This window comes from Enterovibrio gelatinilyticus (genome assembly GCF_028683095.1).
Classification (GTDB): domain Bacteria; phylum Pseudomonadota; class Gammaproteobacteria; order Enterobacterales; family Vibrionaceae; genus Enterovibrio; species Enterovibrio gelatinilyticus.
Genome location: NZ_JAJUBC010000017.1, coordinates 95,569 through 119,005, shown reverse-complemented (window position 1 = coordinate 119,005; position 23,437 = coordinate 95,569). Strand labels below are relative to the sequence as shown.

The 23,437-nt window shown below is 46.6% G+C and carries 17 protein-coding genes; 7 read left to right on the top strand and 10 right to left on the bottom strand.

Going from position 1 to position 23,437, the window contains the following annotated elements; translation table 11 throughout:
- The 4 genes from LRP50_RS15430 to LRP50_RS15415 form a co-directional block, all read right to left on the bottom strand.
- Positions 1-2,625, bottom strand: a 2,625-nt coding sequence (locus LRP50_RS15430; protein WP_274165350.1) for a LysM peptidoglycan-binding domain-containing protein, incomplete at its 3' end; no start/stop codon positions are given.
- 4 nt (positions 2,626-2,629) lie between these two features.
- Positions 2,630-3,193: a DUF4123 domain-containing protein gene (locus LRP50_RS15425; RefSeq protein ID WP_274165349.1), complete on the bottom strand. Its 564-nt coding sequence runs from the start codon at positions 3,191-3,193 to the stop codon at positions 2,630-2,632.
- The gene (locus LRP50_RS15420) at positions 3,194-5,305 is read right to left on the bottom strand and encodes a type VI secretion system Vgr family protein (protein WP_274165348.1); all 2,112 of its coding nucleotides are present in this window, start codon (positions 5,303-5,305) and stop codon (positions 3,194-3,196) included.
- Positions 5,306-5,443: 138 nt separating this feature from the next.
- The gene (locus LRP50_RS15415) at positions 5,444-5,962 is read right to left on the bottom strand and encodes an Hcp family type VI secretion system effector (RefSeq protein ID WP_274163645.1); all 519 of its coding nucleotides are present in this window, start codon (positions 5,960-5,962) and stop codon (positions 5,444-5,446) included.
- Positions 5,963-6,292: 330 nt separating this feature from the next.
- Between LRP50_RS15415 and LRP50_RS15410 the strand changes: the two genes are divergently transcribed.
- The 3 genes from LRP50_RS15410 (at position 6,293) to galM (ending at position 8,405) form a co-directional block, all read left to right on the top strand.
- On the top strand, positions 6,293-6,820 hold the full coding sequence (locus LRP50_RS15410; RefSeq protein WP_274165347.1) for a DUF4395 domain-containing protein: 528 nt from the start codon (positions 6,293-6,295) through the stop codon (positions 6,818-6,820).
- A gap of 153 nt (positions 6,821-6,973) precedes the next feature.
- Positions 6,974-7,189 (top strand): DUF3820 family protein, encoded by a 216-nt coding sequence (locus LRP50_RS15405; RefSeq protein ID WP_274165346.1) that lies wholly within the window; start codon positions 6,974-6,976, stop codon positions 7,187-7,189.
- 151 nt (positions 7,190-7,340) lie between these two features.
- Entirely contained in the window at positions 7,341-8,405 is a 1,065-nt protein-coding gene (gene galM / locus LRP50_RS15400; RefSeq protein WP_420791229.1) for a galactose-1-epimerase, read from the top strand.
- Positions 8,406-8,531: 126 nt separating this feature from the next.
- Here galM and LRP50_RS15395 read toward each other — a convergent pair whose 3' ends face one another.
- Positions 8,532-9,503, bottom strand: coding sequence for a nucleoside hydrolase (locus tag LRP50_RS15395; RefSeq protein ID WP_274165345.1), 972 nt, complete (start codon positions 9,501-9,503; stop codon positions 8,532-8,534).
- A 200-nt stretch (positions 9,504-9,703) separates the two neighbouring features.
- The gene (locus LRP50_RS15390) at positions 9,704-10,270 is read right to left on the bottom strand and encodes a pyridoxamine 5'-phosphate oxidase family protein (protein WP_274165344.1); all 567 of its coding nucleotides are present in this window, start codon (positions 10,268-10,270) and stop codon (positions 9,704-9,706) included.
- A 161-nt stretch (positions 10,271-10,431) separates the two neighbouring features.
- On the opposite strand from LRP50_RS15390, the gene LRP50_RS15385 reads away from it, so the two are divergent.
- From LRP50_RS15385 to LRP50_RS15375, 3 genes are all read left to right on the top strand, one after another.
- Positions 10,432-11,637 carry an iron-containing alcohol dehydrogenase gene (locus LRP50_RS15385; protein WP_274165343.1) on the top strand — a complete coding sequence of 402 codons (1,206 nt, stop codon included), beginning with the start codon at positions 10,432-10,434 and terminating at the stop codon, positions 11,635-11,637.
- A gap of 150 nt (positions 11,638-11,787) precedes the next feature.
- A complete protein-coding gene (locus LRP50_RS15380; RefSeq protein WP_274165342.1) occupies positions 11,788-13,173 on the top strand; it encodes a DEAD/DEAH box helicase in 1,386 nt (461 codons plus the stop codon).
- Positions 13,174-13,599: 426 nt separating this feature from the next.
- A complete protein-coding gene (locus tag LRP50_RS15375) occupies positions 13,600-14,175 on the top strand; it encodes a hypothetical protein (protein WP_274165341.1) in 576 nt (191 codons plus the stop codon).
- Positions 14,176-14,523: 348 nt separating this feature from the next.
- Here the strand turns inward: LRP50_RS15375 and yegD are convergent, their stop codons facing one another.
- On the bottom strand, positions 14,524-15,876 hold the full coding sequence (gene yegD, locus LRP50_RS15370; protein WP_274165340.1) for a molecular chaperone: 1,353 nt from the start codon (positions 15,874-15,876) through the stop codon (positions 14,524-14,526).
- A 568-nt stretch (positions 15,877-16,444) separates the two neighbouring features.
- Between yegD and LRP50_RS15365 the strand changes: the two genes are divergently transcribed.
- Positions 16,445-17,197, top strand: coding sequence for an HAD-IA family hydrolase (locus tag LRP50_RS15365; RefSeq protein WP_274165339.1), 753 nt, complete (start codon positions 16,445-16,447; stop codon positions 17,195-17,197).
- Positions 17,198-17,287: 90 nt separating this feature from the next.
- Here the strand turns inward: LRP50_RS15365 and opgC are convergent, their stop codons facing one another.
- The 3 genes from opgC to LRP50_RS15350 all read right to left on the bottom strand — a co-directional run bounded on the left by opgC (position 17,288) and on the right by LRP50_RS15350 (position 23,102).
- Positions 17,288-18,862: an OpgC domain-containing protein gene (gene opgC / locus LRP50_RS15360; RefSeq protein WP_274165338.1), complete on the bottom strand. Its 1,575-nt coding sequence runs from the start codon at positions 18,860-18,862 to the stop codon at positions 17,288-17,290.
- Between the two features lie 234 nt (positions 18,863-19,096).
- Positions 19,097-21,211: a methyl-accepting chemotaxis protein gene (locus LRP50_RS15355; RefSeq protein WP_274165337.1), complete on the bottom strand. Its 2,115-nt coding sequence runs from the start codon at positions 21,209-21,211 to the stop codon at positions 19,097-19,099.
- Between the two features lie 367 nt (positions 21,212-21,578).
- The gene (locus LRP50_RS15350; RefSeq protein ID WP_274165336.1) at positions 21,579-23,102 is read right to left on the bottom strand and encodes an FMN-binding glutamate synthase family protein; all 1,524 of its coding nucleotides are present in this window, start codon (positions 23,100-23,102) and stop codon (positions 21,579-21,581) included.
- Positions 23,103-23,437 lie beyond the last annotated feature (335 nt).

The following is a 23,437-nucleotide window of genomic DNA, read 5'->3' as shown; positions in this document are numbered from 1 at the left end:
GCTGGCTCCAGCTTGCGCTGATACGCCTTGAGGTATCGTTGAAGTGTTCATGTCCCGAGTACGTATTGTATGTCCCCCTTCTACGTGTGCATTGTAATCAGGTGCTTTGAAGGCTCTACCTTTGACGCCAATGTGACCTGGCTGCGTTTCCGAAGGGCCGAAAGCGAGGTTTCCGGATAGCATACAACTGGCCCCAGCAACGCCATAAATTTTTGTGGAGAGCTTGAGTCTGAAATGCCCCGCATTGTACATTTTGCTTTCTGGTTTTTTGCTCTTATCAGCTTGAGCTACGTAGGCGATTTCTAAATGATATCCCTCCATTTTAGGAAGATAGGTGGCAAAAGACATTTCGCCGCTAAGAAGTGTTAACTTAACTTCGGCTGACGTATCTCCTGTGAGAGACATATTAGTGCTTAGGCCGTTAATCTCGCTACCCGGTAAGTTTAAATCTCCAGTGCGGCTGACCGTTAACCTTAAAAACTGTGCTTGCGCGTTTGCTATGTATGCTGACGATTTACCCTTTGGTCCAATACCATCTTGCCAATGGTAACTGTCTTCCCAAAAAGCCTTATCAAAATCCTTCACTTGTGCACTTAAGTTTAAAGGTTTCGTCACGAAATCATTTTTTGCATCTGGTGCTGCAATTAAGCCTTTACCTATGTCTTTTAGTGCGTCTTTCAACGTGGTTCCAGGCGAGTCCTTACTCACCGTCGGATCTGCTAGTGTGACACTTTCAGTGATGTCCTTGACATGCCCCAAATGTGATTTGTTAGCGGATGATTTAGGGATTAACCAACTTGGACCGCGTATCCATTTGACTTCACCATCAGACAATAAGCTGCACTCGACGGCTTGAAGGTCAGCAGCACCAGCGTCATTTTTAAATATGCCTCTTTTCATTTCTGTTGGTGCGTATTGTTTTTCATCCCAGATGAGATGAAGACTCTTCGGCATATTATCGAGTAACAGTATGTTTTTAATATCACCTGAAATAGCTCTTTTCTCGGCGACTTTCTTGAGCTTATTAATTCTGTTGATGGCAATTTTTTTAATGGTTATTAATTCATTGAAAATACCGGGCACAGTTTGGTTGCCATTCAGAATCGAACCCAACGCAGACATGTGTTTTTCTAAGGTAACATCAATCACTCGCAAAAGAGCTATTGTAGGATAATAGGCCCACGCTATATTGTCAGAAGCCCGCTGGATACTGTCTTGGTCGATTTCTCCATCTGTTGTATACATACGAAGTTCAAGAAGTATTTCCTTTCTCAATTCTGCTTCTTCTTTAAGTCCTTTTTCATCAAGTGCCGCAGCTTTGACACCAAACATTAGGTTGTCATTTTCGCGCCATTTCCCGAAAGCACTGTCTGAACCGGATAGTGCCTCAGGGCCTTGATGGATGAGTAATGAACCTTCTAGTTCATCAAAGGTCAGACATTGCTCCTTAATGACATAGCCGTGTCTGTTTAACTCTCTTAGTGCGTTAGTAAAAGTGATAGCATAAGTAGCTTCTGGTGGTATTGGTTCAGCGTTTCCTTTTGCTAGTTGTTTCAGTGCTGCATTGGAGTCATGTACATTCTCGTGCCAGAACTTATTTAGTTTAGCGAGTGCCTCTTCATGAGGTGTCAAAGCAAGCTCTACGTCAGTCTTGGGACGGTGCTTGACGATCAATTTAATTCGGTCAGTTACCGTTTTCTGCTTTTCACTCGTAAAATATCGACGCTCTTTATCCCAAATGAATTTGGTGCCGTCTTTAGAAGTTACAGTCTTTGCGTTTTTAATTGCTTTTTCTTTTAACTCTTCAATGTTTTCACTGAGGTGATCTACGACACCGTGAAATACTGATAATCTCGCTCTTTCCATTAGCTGAGCTTGTTTCTCTTTTTCACTGATTTCTTCGATTAAATCCGTAGACTCAAGAAAATATTGTACAGCGATAGCACCTAAGTGATAATCCAAAATAAATTGTTTAAATTGCCCCCAAAATACGTGTCTACCGAGCAGTTTGCCATAATCTAGATTTTCTTGCTCAGCAACCCTAATAATGAAACCGTCTTGGCCTCCATGTTCATAGAGTTTTGCAGCACCTGAATTTATTGTGCTTATCAGCCACTCCAGATGACGAAGTCTTATTCCTTCATCATCAGTAAGAAATGCTTCATGTGGTTTAGCTTCAAATTTCGACAGAATTCCTAGATTGTTTAAATTTTGGAGTGATGTATCGCGATTGTCTGCAACCATGGCTTCTGCAAGTAACGACATTTCTTTTTTGATCGCCTCTTTAGCCACATCGGTAACGGCATACCACCTTTTTTCGCCATCTTTCGTTTCTGGGTGAGACGGAACATACAGAATGTCCACGAACTCTGGGGTGCTAGAGCCACAAAGGTCATCACCACAAGCATTGGTTTTTGGAGGATCTGGAAGAGGTATTCTTTCTCCTGTTTTAAGCGGAATAGGAGCGGCTTCGTTACCAGGCAGCTTGATGGTGTCGCCTGCAAAAATAAGATCGACATTTTCAATCTGGTCGCTATTGAGGTTTGCGATATCTTTTACTTTTACACCAAATTTTTGAGCAATAAGAATTAGGCAGTCACCTTCCTTGATTTTATAGTCTGACATATCGTTAAACTAACTCCGTAAAAACTTGCGAATGAAGGCGAAGAGGAGAAAGTGCTGCTTTAGCATTTTCTGTGTTATCACGCTTTGTTGATGTAATTGAGAGTAAAGATGACGTTGTATCGAACCAAGCTATGGCAGAGAAAGGACCTAAAATAGTATCAAGATCTCTCTTACTGATATCGCTTGAATGCATGTGCCAAAAAGTTGATGAGTAGTATCTAAAGTAGGTCGGATATTCTTCAACGACGACCGTAAGCAACGCGCGCAAGTGTTCGGTAAGTTGATCGTTTTCGATTTGTGTTTTTGCTTTTAGAAAGATACAGCTCGAAGAAAATACTTCGTCTTCTATTAAACGAGCTTTGAGTGCTACCGTAGCTTCAACCGGAGAGGCTATCGGAGATACTTCGTTTAAGTGTTCAAAAGCGGGACCATTCAACAAGGTAATGACATCGGCTTTTGGTTCATGTTGGTATAAAAATGTTCTGATATCAGGCACTCGAACAGGATCTGCCACTATCCAATAACTATGACCACCATCTTGGAAGAAATTTTCTAGTGAAACTTCCATTTAGCTTCTCCCTAAACAAGGACAATCTGAACGAGGGCAACTACCGTCAGGTCTTTTCTGGCACATTTTTGCCATTGGGCGATCGGATATGGATAGATACGTGAAAGCATCGGATGAGATAAGTTTTGGGTCGGTGGCATATTGAGTCGCGCTAAAAAGTATTTTCTCTGCTTCATCCAGCGCTTTCGGTGCAGTTACCCCACCCGGCAAAATCGGCATTGCCCCACCAAACCCAGAACCAGAGCCTGCGCTTCCGCCTGAGTTGATATTAATAACGGAGCCGACGATGTGAACGCCTGCGGGGTCGATCTTCACGAAGTTGCCACCGACTTTTAGGGTGACTTCGGTATAGGCTTCTAACACTGATTTGTGACCACTCTTTAAGTGGATTTCTGAGCCAGCTTCGTTAAGGAAACTGTCGCCGGCTTTGATGTGCAGCGAGCTGTCGGTGACGATGGTTTTATCACCCTTTACGTGCTCTTTGCTCTGCCCATCCACCGTCAGGTGGTCATCCACTTTGATGTGCGAAAACCGCTCGTTCTCCACATCCAAATGCAAGTCATGTTTGATGTTGTCTTTGCGGTCATTTTCGACCAGCAAGTTCATGTCCTTTTGGGCATGCACGTAGATTTCTTCTTGTCCTGCTTGGTCCTCGAAACGCAACTCGTTAAAGCCTTCCCCCTGATGGGTTTCTGTTCTGATAACCGTGCGGGTTTTGTTTGCTGGCAGCGGGTAGGGCGGTACATTGGTCGCGTGATAGGTGCGGCCAGTAATAATCGGTTGGTCAGGGTCACCTTCAAGGAAGGACACAATCACTTCATGGCCGATGCGCGGTATCGCCATCATGCCGTATTGGCCGCCTGCCCAACCTTGGGAGACACGCACCCAACAGCTTGATGCTTCATCACTGTTGCCGTATCTGTCCCACGGGAACTGCACTTTCACTCGCCCGTGCTCATCACAGAAAATTTCTTCGCCCGCAGGGCCAGTGACTATCGCGATTTGTGGACCATGCACACAGGGTTTGGCTTCTGGACAGGGGCGCCAAGGGCGATGGCCCGGAATGACCGAAAACGTATTGTGGAACGAGGTCATGCCTTCGCCGCCATGCTCTTCTAGTGCTTGAGGCTGGGTGCCTTCACAATGCAGGGTGACCACAATCCAATCACGGTTGGTGGTGTCGTCAGGGTGATCCTCAAGGTTAAATACCATGCCCACATCCACCTGCATGATGTTGCTGGAGGCTGTCGCGGTTAACGCATCACTGCGAAGGTGTTCTAAGCGGTATTGGGTAAATGGCTTGCCCGCTGCATCGCTTTTGAAGCGACCCGGGTAGTCATAGTGTTCATAGGTGCCGCGCTGGAAACTCATTTCTGTGCCAGCTCTGTCGTGCAAAAAACCGTAAGCCGGTTTCTTAAAACTGTAATCTTTCAGCTGAGCTGAAGAAGGGCGCGTTTGTGCTGAAAACTGCCAACCTTTTACAAAGGCTTCATCACTCTTACCGCCGACATTGGCGTTGTAAGGGAATGCTTGCCCTGAGGCGGTTAAGGTCTGGGTATCATCAGAAAATAGGACCGTGTGCTTGTCTTTGTCATGCAAGAAGCAATAGAAAATACCTTCTTCTGCCGCTAAACGCTGAAGGAAATCCAAATCCGTCTCTCGGTACTGGACACAATACTCACGGACTTGGGGTTGCCCTGAAATGGAAAAGGCATAGTCATCAATACCCATCTCTTGTAATAGGATACTCATGATTTCAGGGGCAGATTGCTGCTGGAAAATGCGGCTGTTATGACGAAGTGATAAGCGAGACAGCGCTGGTACCATCTCAAGGGCATATCGGGTGTGGCTGAAACCCGTGTCACCGAGAGTAAAGCGGCGCACAATGCCGTGATAGCGTTGTTCAAGCTCGCCATTGCTCCACAGCATGAGGGTGACATTGCGGTCAACAATCTCGTCTTGAGAGACAGATTCATTGCGACTGGCCAGTTTGACCTGATACAAAAAAGGCGTAGAGAGTGCAGACTCTCCCGAGAATTCGACTACCGCAAAGGTGTCGTCAGGTAAGCCTTCAACAGCAAGAGTAAATTGGAGACCGCTTTCCGTAGCCATAAACCATCCCAGCAAGACCCTGTGTGGTCAGAGTTGATACATCAATAAAATCCGGTCGTCCTGCGTCATGGCTTGACGACAAAACCCGCCCAGAAGGCGGGTTGGTCACAAAGGGCTTACGCCCCTTGCGAAGAAGCCTTAGGCTTCAATCGGCGCACGCCAGTCATCAGCACCCGAAGTACCCGCGACAGTGTGTTCCCAATCAATCTTGCGGTAAGCCACAGACACGGTCACTAGCTGGGTGAACTCTTTCTTGCCTGCGTCCTGACAATGCGGCATTTGGCAATCGATATCGATGATGGTGCCGTCAGTGAGAATGGTCGAGAAGAAGTGCTCTTGTTTACCTTCCACAGACGTGCGGTACCACTTCAGTTCAATTTTTGGAAGCATTTCGCCAGACGCGAGGGAGTTGTACATCAGCGGTACGGCTTTGTTCAGTGCGACAGTGAACTTGAACGGCTTATGCACGCGTTGGCCTGAAGGCTGGCCGCTTTGCGGGTCAGTCGGTACGGTTACAATGTGGTCAAAGGCTTGAACCAGCATTTGGTCTTCGTGGCCTTCGACGTAGATGTTACCGACAGAGTCAGCAGTGAACGCACCAGCAGTGATGTTGCCCTGAGTTTTGCCTTCGATGGCGATATAACATGGAGTTGGCATTGCGATGTCCTTATGCATTAGATACCGACCAAAAAGGCAGGTATAGACGTTAGTTTTGATTACAACGAAAGAGATAACGCAAGGGGTGTGCCAACTATATATCTTAATTAAAACAATGACTTATGAATCCTCGTGGAGGTGGAGAGCAAGAAGTTGCTTAAATGCTGGGCGAAAAATTGCTCGCTGAGCAAGAATTGGCCGAGTTTTGAACATAAAGGGTTATAGCTAAATAACCTGAAATTCCGGATCTTCAGCTTGTTTGGGTATATCAATTCAAAATTACATTCAGGGTATAGACTAATAGAAAGGTTCAGGGATGAGGATCAATCTGTGCGCACAGAAGAGCAAAAACAATACCATACCTTTCTTACAACACCTTTGCTGGCGATGGGGCAGGACATTTCAGGTGAAGGCGACCTAAGAATTGATGAAACGGCGACTCGTGCCAGAGCGGGTTTACTCAATATCCTTTCTGCCGTCACTATGTTCATTTTAGTCGTTCGCCCTGAGTGGGACCCTGTTCTCTATGTTGGCCCGTATGTAATTTTTGATATGACGATGGCCGCCTTGTTTGGGCTTACACCACTCAGTCCTAGCGGTGTGTTGGGCACGGCGATCACCATGAAAATTAAGCCAGTTTGGAAGCCTATAAAACCAAAACGATTTGCTTGGATTTTGGGCGCAACGATGGGGTTCACCTGTTTGGCATTCCGATTGCTCGATTTCTCTAGTGTATGGCTGTTTTCGGTTTTAGGTATGTGTTTCATGCTGACATGGCTTGAGGCGGTTCTGGGTTTTTGTGTGGGGTGTTGGATGCATAGCAAACTCTTTGGCTGTGAGGTGTGCAAGACAGAATGAATCACCCAGTGATTCGGTAAATGTCATGACAGCGGGTAAAACAATAAGAGCGCCAGCAAGACGAGTTTATGTCGTTCTGCTGGCTTTTTCGGATCTGAACTCCGTAAACCTATACACTGCCCTCTTGTTTCCCCGTTTCAAAGCGTAGAACCCATGCTAGAAAAAGAAAATATGCTCAAACTTGCTCGAATGAAAATGCCGTTTGGTAAATACGCAGGAAGGGTGCTTATCGATTTGCCAGAAGAATACCTACTATGGTTCGAAAGACAGGGATTTCCGAGTGGAGAGCTTGGCAAGCTGATGGCGCTTTGTCTTACTTTGAAAATTGAAGGGTTAGATGAGATTGTGAAACCGTTGAAGAACATGTAACGCCATATAAGTTCTCATTATCAGTCGCTCCAGCTGAGGTGAAATCGTTTACATTTGTGGGTGATGATCACGAAATTGGGACTTAACTGCTTGATAAAATGTATCGCTATTGCCATTAATCATTGAGTTCTTGATGCAAATGAGAGAAGAAATGTTACCCCATCTTTCCCACATTCATGCTGCAATGACGTCGCATCCTGCTGCGGACAATCGCCTTGCGACGGTTGTGCACCTTCAAAATGCGGGAGGGATGACAGCATCATTCATGGATATGGGGGCGACGTGGCTTAGTGCAAATTTGCCAGTGGGTAGCGAGCGCCGTGAGGTGCTGCTTCGCTCTCTTGATATGCAAGCGCATTTGGAGCAAAGCGCTTACTTTGGTTCGATTGTTGGTCGGTATGCGAATCGTATTAAAGGCAGTCGTTTTTCGTTGAATGGTATCGAGTATATTTTGGCCTCGAATGAAGGCAAGAATACCTTGCATGGAGGGCCAAAGGGATTTGACACTTTGCGTTGGGAAATTGTTTTCAAGGCGCAGCAACAGGTGACCTTTCAATTGAACTCCCGTGATGGTGATCAAGGCTTCCCCGGTAACTTTAACGTGACAGTGACTTACACCCTGACGGATGACAATGCTGTAGAAATTCGATATGAAGGGCTGTGTGATGCCGATTGTCCGATCAGTTTGACCAACCACGCCTACTTCAACCTTGATGGGGAGAGCAGCGGTGCTAAGTGTCTTGACCATTCGCTGCAACTGCGCGCAAGCCATTACTTGCCAACACGCGATGATATGACGCCAAAGAGTGAATGGCTGAGCGTGATGGGTACAACGTTTGATTTCAACACCTCAAAAAATGTTGGTCGTGACTTCTTGCAAGGTGATGATCAAGTGACGGCAGGCGGGTATGACCATGCTTTCATCCTGGAGAGTGCGTGTTGCGATGGAAAAGCAGTCGTGGCCTTGGTTAGAGCGCAAGACGAAGTTGTCTCTATGGCAGTGAGCACCACCAAACCATCAATTCAATTTTACTCTGGAAATTTCCTTGATGGCTCTTCGGGTGCAAGCCATGCGTATGACAAATATGAAGGTTTGGCACTGGAGACGCAATATCTTCCCGATGGCCCTAATCAACCGCAATGGGGCACCTTATGCGGCATCCAAAAAGCGAATGTGCCATATCAACACCTGACGCGTTATCAGTTCATTTTTTGATGTGCTTGCACACCCATGATTCTCTATTTTTCGTGAAGAGAAAAAGCAAACCCCAAGACGAAAGCTATCCGTTTTGGGGTTTGGAGAGGTGATAGATCGATTGCCTTGTTCAGCCCTGTCGACGAATCAAGATTCACGATTACCGTATTGGGTCATCGAATCCAAGTACACATCGAGTACTGCCTGATCGTTAACCGCAATGGCAACTTGTTGTGGTCTCTTCTCGGCCCATTCATCGGTTTTGTGCTTGGTGGGTTTGTGTTTTTGTATGGTCAAACCTTCAGCGGGGCCGTCACAGACTACTCGGATTGGACCTTTGCGAAGCGTAAATAAAGATGGGTCGATGACATAAGCGATGGCGGAAGGGTCGTGAACAAAACAGCCATCAACATCCATACGAGATTTGTAAAAATCTAAGTAGAAGCGGCTAATATCCCACATAAATTCACCCACCTCACCGCAAGTATCTCTAAGTGTGTCGATGTAATCCGTTGAGAAGAAGGTTTCATGAGTCACATCGAGGCCAATCACGGTGACAGGCCAGTCAGCAGTAAAAACGATATCAGCGGCATGCGGATCATCATGCACATTGGCTTCTGCAAACGGCGTGACATTGCCTGTGTGATCATGCGTACCAAACGCTCCGCCCATGATCACCACTTCTTTTACCAAGTCACCGATCTCTGGGGCTTGGGTGATAGCCATTGCCAAATTAGTCAGCGGACCAACAGCCACCAGTGTGATTTCTTTTGGTGCCGCTTTCACAGTATCAATGATGTATTGATGAGCGGGTCGAGGATCTGCTGCGATGGTTGGCGCGTCCAACGCAATATCACCAAACCCATTCTCTCCGTGAACAGCGGTGCTAGCACCAACGGGATCACGTAGCAAAGGTTTGCTCACCCCTTTGGCGACATCACAGTTCATGCCAAAACGTTGTTTGAGGTAGAGTGCGTTGCGCGTGCTGGTTTCAATATCAGCGTTGCCAAATACCGTTGTAAGAGCAACCAAATCTACGTTTGGATTTGCTTCCGCAAACAGTATGGCCATTGCGTCGTCGATACCTGGGTCGGTATCAAGGATAATTTTTGTTTTCATTTTGAATGTACCTAGCTCTGCATATGCCTTGAGTATACTGCCAAAGCAAATTGAATCTGTTGGCATTTATTATGAGAAACATCAACAAACAGAACAAAAAGCGAAACGGATTGACCTGTTGATCGAGAAGGGTGAAATGAGAGGGACATCAATGGTTCTACCCCCTCAGTTTTCTATGTGCCTATGCGTCTATGCGAACGTTACTCTTCGACTTTTAAGCCTGACTTCTCTGCGATCTGCGACTCAAAGCCATCCAAGCTGGTTTGGTTTTTCTTAAGCCAGTACTTTTGAATACCTTGCTCTCCTTGTCTAGTTGACCACTTTTCCAGTTCGTGACGATCGCCTTCGTAGCTAAAAAAGGGAACTGACATGCCGCATGATGCTTGCACTAAATCGATATCTAACAGGAATATTTGACGTGATGCGATGCTCTCGGGAAACAAAGAGATATAGATTTCCCACTCAGGATCGTTGCGGTGAATCGCACGTGCATGACCGTAGGCACGGAGAATGAGTGGCGAGCCTTCGAAGGCACAAAACATCACCGTCATGCGAGGTTCTTGTAACACATGTGCCGCTGATTCGTTTCCGCTGCCTGTTAAGTTGAGCCATGCCAGTGTTTTATGGTCGATCACGCGAAGAGAGTCGCCACCTTTGGGCGAAATATTCACTGTGCCAGTCGGCGCTGCCGTACCAACAAAGTACATTTTTTGCTGTTCGATAAACGTTATCTGCTTTTCGTTGAGCGATTTGGTGGTTTGCCCCATGGTCTTCCTCTGACGTGTGGTGATTGAAGTCACGAGTATATCAGGTGGTTATTAGTTAACCATCCACCGTGATGAATCGCTGTTTTTGAAAGGAAAAAGCTAGATACCACCTCGTACGTTGCCTAGGCTGTAACTACAGTCAATCTGAGGTGTCGAACATAATGGGTCAATCGTCTTTGTTTTTCTTTAAAGGGTATATGAAAGCGCTGAAAGTCGCGGCTAGCGTGATCCCTATCCCTCGACCAACATTGTTTGCTGGCGCAGATAGCACAGAACAGATGTGTGAAGCGATTGGTTTGATGAATCTCGGTAAATTGCTGATTGTGACTGACCAGCCGTTAGTGGATGTGGGTATTGTTGAAAAAGTGGAAGACCACCTGTCACAGTGCGGTGTGAGCTTCGTTCGCTATGCCAGTGTGAAGCCCGACCCAACCTACCCAATGGCAGAAGAAGGCCGAGAGATCTATCTGCGCGAACAATGCGCCGGTATTTTAGCGATCGGTGGGGGATCCCCCATGGACTGCGCAAAAGTGATTGCGGCGCGAGTGACAAACAAAAAATCGATTCGTCGGCTATCGGGTATTTTGAAAGTGTGGCGAACGCCAGCGCCACTGTTTGTTATTCCTACCACTGCTGGTACGGGTTCTGAAGTGACGGTTGCCGCAGTGATATCAGACCCATTTACCCATCAAAAAACACCGTTAATGGACCCGAAATTGGTGCCAATGATGGCAGCGCTCGATCCTGTCTTGATGACAGGGCTTCCACCTCAGGTGACTGCGGCGACGGGTATGGATGCATTGACGCACGCGGTTGAAGCTTATTTGTCTGTGAATGCCACCTCGGAAACCGATGGTTATGCTAATGCGGCCATTACGCTCATCAGTCAAAATCTTGTTTCCGCCTATAAAGATGGTCAATCGTTGAAGGTGCGGCTCAATATGGCAATGGCGTCTTACTATGCAGGGCTCGCGTTCACCAAAGCCAGTCTAGGGTACACACATGCTATTGCACACAATCTTGGCGCGAGATATGGCACGCCTCATGGTATTGCCAATGCGCTGGTATTGCCGCATGTGTTGAGGTTCTCTCAACCGAATGCAACGTCCCGCATGGCAAACCTGGCTAAAATGGTTAATGTTGGCGATGAGGGATGGGATGAAGCCACCAATGCAGTCGCGTTTGTTGACTATGTGGTGTCGTTACAAGATGTGCTTGGTTTACCTAAAACGCTGGTCGACATCCAAGCGTCAGATGTGCCATTGATTGCTAAAAATGCCATTCAAGAAACGAAATGGAACTACCCCGTCCCGCGTTATGCGACTCAACAAGAATGTGAGCAAATCATCGAGAAAATCATGGTGTAAGCGATGTTCCCTGAGCGGTACTTTTGTGGTGTAGAAGTCCGTGAATAGACATTGCTCTGTTTTTCAAATCACTCGTGCTAGAATGCGCGCCCTTTGTGGTGGTGTTATCTGCCATACTTGTTGTCATTTCTTTTTACGCCGAGATTTCTCATGCCATTCTCCAAGCTGGGCTTAAGCCTGCCGATTGTTTCTGCTGTCACTGAACTTGGGTATCAAACCCCAACGTCGATTCAGGAAAAAGCCATTCCAGTGATCTTACGTGGTGAGAACCTGCTTGCTGCGGCACAAACAGGTACTGGCAAAACGGCGAGTTTTGTATTGCCTATTTTAGAGATGCTAAAAGGCGGCGAAACTCAGCGTAAAAAGCGTGTACGTGCATTGATCCTAGCTCCGACTCGAGAGTTGGTGGCGCAGGTAGAAAAGAATGCCGAGCAGTATGCTAAGAACTTGTCGTTGACCACGATGGCAATGTATGGCGGTAAAGAAATCGCCGCGCAAAAACAGCGCCTGATTGAAGGCGTTGATATTTTGGTGGCAACGCCTGGGCGCTTGTTGGACATGTATGCGCAGCGCGCTGTCCACTTTGATGAAATTGAAATTTTGGTGTTGGATGAAGCTGACCGCATGCTAGACATGGGTTTTATCGAAGACATTAACAAGATCATCGAACGTTTGCCTGTTGAACGCCAAAACCTGCTTTTCTCAGCCACCTTGTCGGACAAAATTCGCTGGTTGGCGAAAACAGCGGTGCCAAACCCCGTTGAAATTTCAACCGCGAGCTCTCAAAGCAAAGCCGAGATCCAGCAATGGTTGACCACCGTTGATAAAGACAGAAAATCAGCGCTACTTAGCCATCTCATTACCGAGCATCAGTGGGATCAGGCGTTAATCTTTTTGGAAACCAAACACGGTGCCGCTAAGTTGGTAGAACAGCTTGGTAAACGAGGCATTGCGGCTGAGTCTTTCCATAGTGGTCGCAGCCAAGCGGTGCGTGAGCAGTTGTTGGAAGATTTCAAAGCTGGTGACCTCAAATTCCTTGTAGCGACGGGTGTTGCATCACGCGGTATTGATATTGAAGAACTGACTCGCGTCGTGAACTACGATTTGCCGTTCCCTGCGGATGACTATATTCACCGCATTGGACGTACGGGGCGTGCGGGTGCGAAAGGCGAAGCGATCACTTTCTTGTCGAAAGATGACTTCAAAAACCTATGTATGATTGAGAGCCGTTTAGGGCATTTGATTGAGCGTCGAGAAATTGAAGGCTTTGAACCTCGCAAGCCAGTGCCAATTTCTGTGTTGAATTATCAGCCAAAGAATAAGCCAAAACCAAAGGCCAAAAGTGAGCGATCTGAACAACGTGATGGTCGCAGTGAGAACACATTCTCTGGCCCATTAAAAAGCCGTTCAAACGATGCCAAGCGTTCGTCGGGTGATAAGCGCCGCTCTGATAGCAAACCGGCTTCGCGTCCAGTACGTTCAGATTCCGGTCGCACTTCCCCTTGGGATACGGTGAAGCCGCGCTCTGGCCGATAAGTCGGCAGCCAACGATTCGCAGCGCTAAATATTCTGAAAATTGCATTGATAGAAAGTCCGCTTCGGCGGGCTTTTTTTATGTCTGTTACCTACGATATTGACGTACACCAAAGAGCAGGAGAAAGTGAAAGTTACCTTTGCTCATGTTGTCGTATCAAGGGTTGATGTCACGGTGACAAACAATAATGATAAACATTTTGTTGCGCATGTGCTTGGTCACCCAAGAATCAAACGAATAACGTGAACCCAAAGAAGGGTTGGTTTATGTTAATAATATGAAAATCAATGTGGTGTATCGCTGTTGTTTATCGGCAGGTTGAATGTCCGTGTTGGTGGAAGAGCGACCAAGATGGTCGTGATTTATAGGGATAGTATGATGTACCGTTGTTTTTCAGCGACATCATTAAAGGGAATTTAGGTGGCCGATTGAGACAAATAACGTACGTATTGACGGCAACCGTGCTCGTTGGCTGTGTGAGTGCCCCTCTAGATTGGGTGGCATTGAACGGTGCAGAGTTAACGCAGAGTGACGTGATAGGTATTGAAGGCCAGTGCGAGGCCGATCAAAACACGCAGATCGAGAATAGCAATTTAGGAGAATTTGATGCCTGTATGCTGTCCTACGGACTTATTCGGCAAGACGCCATTTATGACGCTGCTCCCTATCTTGTGAAAGCCGCTGCGGTGCGCCTTAGTCGCAATCTACCCGCAATGGTTGATGAGGACACTCGCTTAGATTCGGTGACCCATGAAGGGCGTACGTTGCGCTTGAATCACACCATTGTCGATGATGTTGCCGACAACATTAATATTTCTTACTTTCTGCAAGTCGTTCCTCCTCTTGTTGCTAACAATGCCTGTAGAGCGCGCTCGACTGTTTTGCTTTTTGAGAATGATGTTGTTTTTCGTTACAGCTACTTTGATGCCTTAGGTGCGAAAATTACGCAATTCGATGTAAAACACTCAGATTGCCATGACAATACGTCTGCCAGTGCGCCTTAGCTCTTGAATATTGTTTTCTCAGTAGGCTGATTAGCGATGAGAATTTTAGAAGTGTGCCGCACAAAATGGCACTCTTCGCGCTATTTTTTGCTCACTGTGTCATAAATTACACTCCACTCAATAGTAGCCACTTTGAGAGGAGTTTTTTATCAGCAATCCACTGCCTTTTCTCGCTGATTTCAACGTGAGTGAAAAATCACCCGTTGAAAATTCGTCCTGATTGACGAGCGCCCGGCTGAATGCATCTCGATGAGATAACCTTCAGCACGGGTGGTTTCTTTTCTGCTTTTATTTCAACTTCCTGATGATCCTGATGATTGGCTTGCTGCAATGAGCAAGCCGATTCAATCAAGCAAATTTTGTCGCCGCATGACGAGCAAGCCCCGACGTTACCGAGCCAAAATAGTCCCCAGCAACAATAGGTACACCAGGTAAGGTGGTTTCGAGTAAAGCACGTAAGATCGGTGACCTAGCACTGCCTCCGGTCATGAAGATGACTTCAGGCTTTGTTTCAGCTTGCGCCAGCGCTTCGGTGACCAATTCAGCGATTTTCGTCACTGGCTTGATAATGGCATCCGATAGTTGCGTCGAAGCTATATTAACTGCCAGTTCTTTACCTTGGATCGGCAATGTCACCCTTGCAGCTTGTTGCTCTGAGAGCAATATCTTAGCTTCTTCTGCGCTGCGAACGATCTGATAGCCAAGCGTGTCGCGATGGACTTTGATTAAGCGCTCAATCTTCTCTGGCTCGGTGGCATCGCGCATCAGTTGTTCGAGAGCTTTTCTGTTTGCAGAAGCGTAAAAGTCAGATTGCGCTGCTACGTTGTTAATGGCAATGGGGTTCCAAAACTGCGTGACAGGCATTTCAATGCCACGTTGCAGTGTTGAACCTTTGCCAAACAACGGCATCAGTTGTTCGAATGCTAAATGGATATCGAGATCGTTACCGCCAACGCGACAGCCCGAGTGCGCTAGTAATGATGCTTGTCGATCGTCTTGGTTTATCCAGCTTGGGCCCATTTGAATCAAGCTGCAATCGGTTGTACCACCACCAATATCGACAACCAAAACGGTGCGGTCTTGGGTTAATGTGCTTTCATATTCCAAGCCAGCAGCCACTGGCTCAAATTGGAACAGAACATCTTTAAAGCCAGCACGTTTTGCTGCGGCAGTGAGAATAGATTCGGCTTGTTGGTTCGCTTTCTCGCCACCACTCCCTTGAAAGTTAACAGGGCGACCAATCACGGCTTGCGTAATATCATCTTGAAGGTCGGATTCAGCTTGCTGTTTGATGTTAGACATCATGGCGCAAACGAGATCTTCAAAGAAGCTCACCTGCACATCGCGCAGCCCAGTCGCGCCAAGAAACGATTTTGGCGATTTAACGTAGTAAACCTCTTCAGGATCTTCTAAATAGGTGGCAAGTGCCGATCGCCCGAAACGCAAATCACCTGACTCTACATCAATGCCTTCTTCGCGATTAAATGCAACAGCACGGCGTAATAACTGCTCACCGACTTGATCGCTAGGTTTGATATCAAAGTGACGCCAAAGATACTCGCTCACCGCTTCACGTGTTGGTGCGCAAAGTGTTGAGGGGATAAAAGGGCTGTCGCCTTCTAAAGAAAGCAAGCGCGGTGCGCCATTCTCAATGACAGCCACAGAACAGTTAGCGGTTCCGTAATCGAAGCCGATAAACATTAGAACTCTCCTGCGTCAAAAAAGTCGGTCAGTTTACGTGAATAGGAAATCATAACAAGCAACTAAACGTAATTATTGATGGTGAAATTGTCGTTTTTTGATGTTTTTTGCCCTTGATTGAAGCCAATCAGCATCATGACTAAGAGGTTGAGTCTGAACGTCACAACCTGAGCAATAAAATAGAAAGAGAAGAGGCTGAACTGGCCAACGAAGGGTGTCATTAAACTGTTGGCTTTTTGCCCAATAAAACAAAAAAAGCGAAATATTTTTCTTATTGATATTGAATGCGTTAGCCGTTTGCGAAAGATCGATTCAACAACAATCAATAAGATAGATATCATGCGGTAAGCGACGTTAATTTGCTTTTCCCTCCACTCTGCTAAATTAGTAAGACAACGTTATTTTTTATTGGCTGCTGCCTTTTCCTATCGTAGCCCTAACGTTCCTGTTGACCTAAAACTGTGCATTCGAAACGTATTTCTCTTCCAGATAGGGCTAACCCTTACTGCGCAAGCCTAAGTGCATTAAAGGCTGCGTTCTTCAACTAATCATGACCTTGGAGTGACCTATGTTGCCAGCAACAGAGGTGAAAGCCGTTGTTTTTGAATTGGATGGTACCCTGGTTGATACTGCCGAAGACGTCTGTATGGCAGCGAAAGAAATGCTGGCAGATTTGCATCTGCCCAGCTTAAACACTGAGCTCGTTCGTGACTGGATCGGCGATGGAACAGACAGGTTGGTTCATCGTATTTTGTCTCGCAAGATTGACGGCGTGGTGCCCGACTCACTCTTTCGAATTGGAAGCGCACTATTTTTGAAAGCCTATCAACGGCGTAACCATGCGGCTGCCGAGTTGTATCCCGGCGTGGAGGCGTGTTTACGTCAACTTACACGGAAAAATGTCCCAATGGTGGTGGTGACGAATCAGGCCACGTCGTTGGCGAATGACATATTGATTCGTTTGGGAATTCGAAATCACTTTGCTTTGGTGCTTGGTCGAGACGCGCTTCAGGAGCCCAAGCCTTCTCCTGACGGTTTATTAGAAGCAGCATTGTTGCTTCAATTAAACCCTGATGAATTGATGGTGGTAGGAGGCAGTGTGAATGATGTGAATGCTGCACGAGCGGCGGGATGTCCTGTTGTGTGTGTGAGCTATGGGTTTAATTATGGTGTTGATATTCGCTATTCGGCGCCAGACGAAGTGTTGGACTCCCTTGCTTCGTTTCCTGCCTACTTGAATAAAGGTTTGTCGAAGCCAGCAAAAACCAAGCTCGGTAAGTCTGGGCTTGCCCCAAAACTGGCTAAACCGATAAACCGATAACACAGGCGCGTTCATCTTCCGAAATGTCTAAAGAGAAGCGCTGGTTGGCGCTTCTCTTTTGTCTGTTTTTTTCTGAAACTGCTGGAGGCACTAATACATATTCACCATATGGATCGTCTTGGCCTGCGTCTTGTTATGAGAGAACTTTATCATGTCAAAGGTTGGAGGACCTTGAAGAATCGGGTTGTTACTGAAGCCAAACCCTTCCGATGGAAAGCCGCTAGCGTTTAACGACAGCATCATGTTTTTGTCTAAATCCTGAAATACCAAGATGGCGTAGTCTCCAGACTGTATCGGTGCTAGCGTAACACCATTGCGCATTTGCTCTGTGGTATAAGTTCCGAAATGCTCGCTCGGTGCGCCCGTTAAATCATCGGCGTCTGTATATATCAGAAGTATCATGTCGGCATCGTCTTCTTTGATATCTTTAACTGTGACAGTCAGAGGGTAGCTTTGATTAACGTGCAATACTTCTGTAATGGCTGGAGAGGCGTCCTGTCTGGTACTCACAAAACTCGCGGCCAGAATTAAAGCAAATGTGGACGCGAGTAGAGCAGTTTTTGGTAGTGTGTTTGATGCTTTATTTCGACTGTCCTGCCACCACGCTACCACCCATAGTGTCGCGGTGCAGGCTAAAACCAGAGCAGTGTAGTAAGGAGAAAGCCTGACCGAATTTAAGAATGGCGCACAGGCGAAAATCAGTACGGTTTGCCATGTGAACACCTGAAGCGAGTATTGACCGACATAGCCAAGCGGTTTGAATACTAGAGCATTGGGAGCTGTGCGAATAACTACAGCGATGAGGTAAATCCAAGCGGCAAGATTCAGTAGTCGTAGCCAACCTAATTCGGGTTTATCTGCGAGGTTATAAAGCACACCCTGATGAATTCCCCATGACAGAAAAGTACCGTGGTGTGCTGCAAACATGCCAATTGCAAACAAGCCCGCAATACCCGTTATGATGGGGTGATGCCAATTCAATGTACCTTGTCGCTGCTTGAAGCCTAGCGCTGCGCCTGAGACAAAGAGAAGCTGCCATGCAAAGGGGTCAAAGTAACCAAATTGCGCCTTGAAATTGGGTGCAACGGATGTAAGTAACGCAGATAGTGCAGATGAAGTAATGCTGCCACTAAAAGCCCAAACCACAACACTTCCAGCCAATACAAGCCATAAATACCCTTTTCGAAAAGCGACTAGCACGAGCGGCAGGATCAACATGAACATGATATAGAGTGGTAAAATCTCTAAGAAATCGGGTCTGTTGATGAGTAAGGCACTCAGGGCAATCGTCGCAATAGGAGCTTCTAACAGATTATTGAAACTACTTCCAAGAGACGTGGCTGCAGAAGGAAAAGCAAAGATGCATAAGGAGAACCAGAGCATCACAATAAATAAACTGGCAATGTGATACTTGTAAATAGTGAAAGCACGGTTCAACACTTTTTGGGTTGTTTCACGGTTTGAATACTCACTGCGGCAGTACACCGCCCCTGCTAAAAGACCCGAGATAAAGACAAACCCTTCCGCAGCACCAAATTGACCCAAAGGTTGCAACGAGAAGTATTGAAGTACACTTCGACCACCGCTGATCCAAATCAGATGGTTGATGGTCATTATCACCAGCAGTAGTCCGCGAATACTGTCCAGTGCAGGTATCCTATTCATTGTCTTTCTCCTATCAATCCATTGCGAGAGATTCTATTGAAGGAAAAATCACGAAACATGATGGAAATTGCGGTTTCGAATGAAAAAGAGTGGGTTTTATAAGCAACTGTTAAATGGATCTAAAAAGGCGAGAGAGTGATCGAGTGTGGGTTAAGTAAAAAGCACTCTCACCTGTATGTAATAACAAAAAGGGAGCACGAAGTGCCCCCTTTGGGTGTTTTCAGTAAGCGGGAATTAAACCGTGAAATGGCTGACCATTTTGTCGAGCGACTCTGCGGTTTCTTTCAATTGGTGGTTACTGCTTTGTGATTGGTTTGCAGCGTTTGATAGTTCTGTTACCACTTGGCTGATTTCCACCAAATCTTGGCTGACTTGTTCGGATACCATGCTTTGCTGAATCGCAATGCTGGCAACTTCGGTATTCAGTAAAGAAATATTGTCCACTTCATCGGTCATTTGTGTCAGTTGAGCGGCGGCGTCATTGGCCAATTCTACGCAGCCTTGCGCACTTTGACTTCCAGAGTCCATCGCTTCTACGGCACTTTTAGCATCCACTTGAAGCTGAGTGATGAGGTCATAGATTTGTTGTGTTGATGACTGGGTACGCAGTGACAAAGAGCGAACTTCATCTGCTACGACCGCAAAGCCGCGACCATACTCTCCCGCTCGTGCGGCTTCAATAGCGGCATTTAACGCAAGTAAGTTGGTTTGGTCGGCAATACCTTTAATGACATCAATAATGCCATGAACGTTTTGGCTGTTTTCACCTAGGCGGGCGATAACACTAGACGCTTCCAAAATTTCAGTTTCTAGCTTCACGACAGCTTGCTGAACGTCAGACAGCATACGCTGACCTCGGGCTGCCGCATTCTGCGTAGTGGATGCTGCACTGGCGGCACTTTCTGCATGTTCCGCAACGGTTTGGGCTGTTGTGCTCATCTCTGTTGCAGCAGTGGCAACTTGATTCACCATTTGCATTTGACGGCTTACGCCTTCAAGCGTTTGTTGAGAAACCGCAGAAGATTGAATTGTGCTATCAGAAACCGCGTGGCTGGTGGTAATCACCTGTTTGATCACTTGTTGGGTTTGATCCAAGAAGGTGTTGCAGGCACGAGCAAGTTCGCCCGTTTCATCTGTCGCCTTTGCTTCTTGGGTCAGCCGACGAGTGAAATTGCCGTCTGCGACTTGAAGCATAAACTGCGAAGTACTTCGAAGTGGAGACGCGATACGACCTGCAATCATCCAAATCAGCGCGATGTTAATCAGCAATACGGTCACTCCCATCATGAGGGAAATTAGCGTTTGGTCGCGTTGATCTTCAATCGCTTGAGCTTGTAGTGCGATAACATTTTTGAGCACTAAGGTCTTGTCGAGTGTCACGACCAATGACCACGGTGCGGTGTCAGCATTAGGCTTCACTGGGATCATCGCGGTAATGCGTTGAGCATCGTCACTGATGAAACTCTGATAGCCATTGCGACCCAGTCGTGTTGACCATTGCATCGCATCACCACGCAGTGATTTGACTGATTTCCCCAACGCTTCGTCTTCGCTGTCTGCGGCGATAGTGCCGCGATCAGTAACCAACATGACGTGACTTTGGCCGCTATACAGACGCTGACTTAGCGATTCTGCCACTTGTGAAAGAGATTGGAGCGAAATATCCAGTCCTGTGATCCCGACAAATTGACCGTTAACTTTGATTGGAGATACCACGGAGGTAAGCAGGACATTCTGCCCGTTAACTGGATACACATACGGATCGAGTAGGCAGTTTCTGTTGCTGTCGCGGGAGCAAAGGTAATATTCGCCGACTCTAGCCCCGCCATCAACGCGGGATTCATCTGCATAACCTGTCAACGGCGCCAGTTGGAAGCGTCCAGAAACGTCGCGGGTCCAGTTGGGGATAAAACGTCCAGAACTGTCATGCCCGATCTGATTAGCGTAAAGGCTGTCATTTCCATCCAATGCATTCGGTTCCCATGCGGAGAAAACCCCGAGCGCATTATCGTTGCTGTTGAGCAAACCTTGTAGTTGATGGTTTAGGCTTGAACGGAGTGTGTCGCGAGTATTTGAATCGTTGTTACTTTGTATACGAGAGAAGTTTTCTGCCAGTAATGAGGTTTGAAGAAAACTGTCTGAAAGTTCGTCAGCAATGAGTTCAGCAGCGTTGCTGAGTTCTGCCTGCAACCCGTTGTTGAACATTTCTAGTAGCAATGCTTGATTTCGTTCATTCGACTGTGTTTGCAATTGCGTGGAAGAGTAGAGAGAAAAAGCGGTCATGGTGCTAATAGCAACGAGAGTGGCAATGCCAGTGAAGAGCGTGATTTTATGTTTTATGGACTTCATAAAGTGTGTCTTTAGGACCGTAAATTAAGGAACTAAATTAACCCATACTTCTACAAATGGAGGGTTTGTATCAACTAGGGCGTAAAAGGCGCGCAATATTCATTTAAGTTGTCAAAAATGTCCACATAATGATGACAAATAAATCCATATATATAGATGAAAATGACTCATATGTTGGACGATAATGGGTATTTGTTTACCTTTTAAAACTTTAATTCGATTTTCTTATTAAGGTAGGTGAAAAAATCGATTTCTATCTGCAGTGAGCCCTCTGTAGTGATCGTGTCGAACTCATGCGGGCAAGGGAGGTGATATGAGCGAATGTGTAAGCAACTTCGACCTCCACAAGGAGGCCGAGATGCAGTATTTACAGTGAGGAATTTTGGTATTGAGACTTTACGTTAGCGGGTGGGTGCATTTCGTCCAACGATTGTGGTAAGCCATGATCATTGATCATCTGGGCATGAAATCGTTTTAAGCGACGAGGCTCTTTTACACCACACGAATGCGCAATGACCCCGACTTCGTACATCATGTTTTTGGCGTAATGGGCCACACGCTCAGCTTTGTCCGTTACGACCAGCCCTTTTTGTAGTTTCGGATCATGGGTAGTGATGCCAGTAGGGCAGGTGTTTTTGTTGCATTGTAGTGCTTGAATACAACCGAGCGAAAACATAAAACCACGAGCCGATACGATGAAGTCGGCGCCAATACACATTGCCCAAGCGACTTCGGCAGGGTTGATGAGCTTGCCGGAGACGATCACTTTAATGCGTTGTTTCAGGCCATAACTGTTCAGAATGTCGACCAATAACGGCAGACTACGTTTGATAGGGAGCCCCATGTAATCCATGAGTGATTGTGGTGCAGCACCAGTTCCCCCATCTGCAGAGTCAAGCGTAATAAAGTCGGGGGCCGACTTAATACCTCGGGCATGAATCGCTTCCATTAAATCATCTAGCCAACCGTATGCACCAATCACTGCTTTGAAGCCCACTGGCTTTCCTGTGACTTCTCGTACTCTGGCGATCATATCTAACAATTCATCAATGCTTTGAATGTCAGTGTGACCATTGGGGCTGATGGAATCTTGCCCTTCCGGTATGCCCCGAATGGCAGATATTTCTGCATTGACTTTGTTTCCAGGGAGAATGCCACCTTTACCTGGCTTCGCACCCTGACTCATTTTGATTTCGAACATACGGACTTGGTCGTGCGCCGCGATTTCTTTAAGCTTCTCATCACTGAGGTTGCCGTTTTCATCGCGTACGCCGTATTTAGCGGTGCCAATTTGAAATATGATGTCAGCGCCGCCTTCTAGGTGGTAAGGCGATAAACCGCCTTCACCGGTATTCATCCAAATTCCTGCTTTTTTAGCGCCTTTGGAAAGAGACAACACCGCAGGTACGCTCAGTGCACCGAAACTCATACCTGAAATGTTGAAGAAGCTTGACGTGGTAAAAGGCTTACGCGCGACGCTTTCGCCAATTGTCACTTCACTGGCGGGGGCTGTATCTTCTGTCAGTGTTGGAAACGGACAGTTAAGGAATATGATATCGCCTGGTTGATTCAGTGGTCGGGTTGAACCAAATGCAACGGTGCTATCTACGTTTTTGGCTGCTCGGTATACCCAACTGCGATGCGCACGATCAAAAGGGAGCTCTTCACGATCCTGTGCGAAAAAGTATTGGCGGAAGAATTCACCCATGTGTTCAAACCAGTAACGGAATCGCCCAATTACAGGATAGTTTCTGCGTATGGCCTGCTTGGTTTGGGTTACATCTCGAATATAAATGTAGATAATCGCTAATAGTCCGCAGCCGATAAAAAACACGAACAGTGCCGCGCTTATCTCGAGTATGCGTGACGCCCAATGGGTAACAACGTCCATTTTGTATCCTTCTTGGTTGATGCTAAAGCGTAACTAGGTCGCTTGATGAGATTGACTACCTCCAAAGACCGGACTGAGCAGGATAAGCTTTCTCATTTTATCGAGGGCCTCGTAAACTGAACTGAGAGAATCTTTTTGATTTCCACGATCAAAGTGCCATTTTCTTTTTAGACCACTTTTTCACTTGCGTCCTAAGACATGTTTTTAACTATCTCGCTTGTTAGAATGACAACTTGCTTTTGGCGAACCGAAGTACCGTAGAACACGTATCAAATTATCTGGCATGTGACAGTACAAATTGCCGGTTTACACTAAGCTGAACGTCGAGGACATTC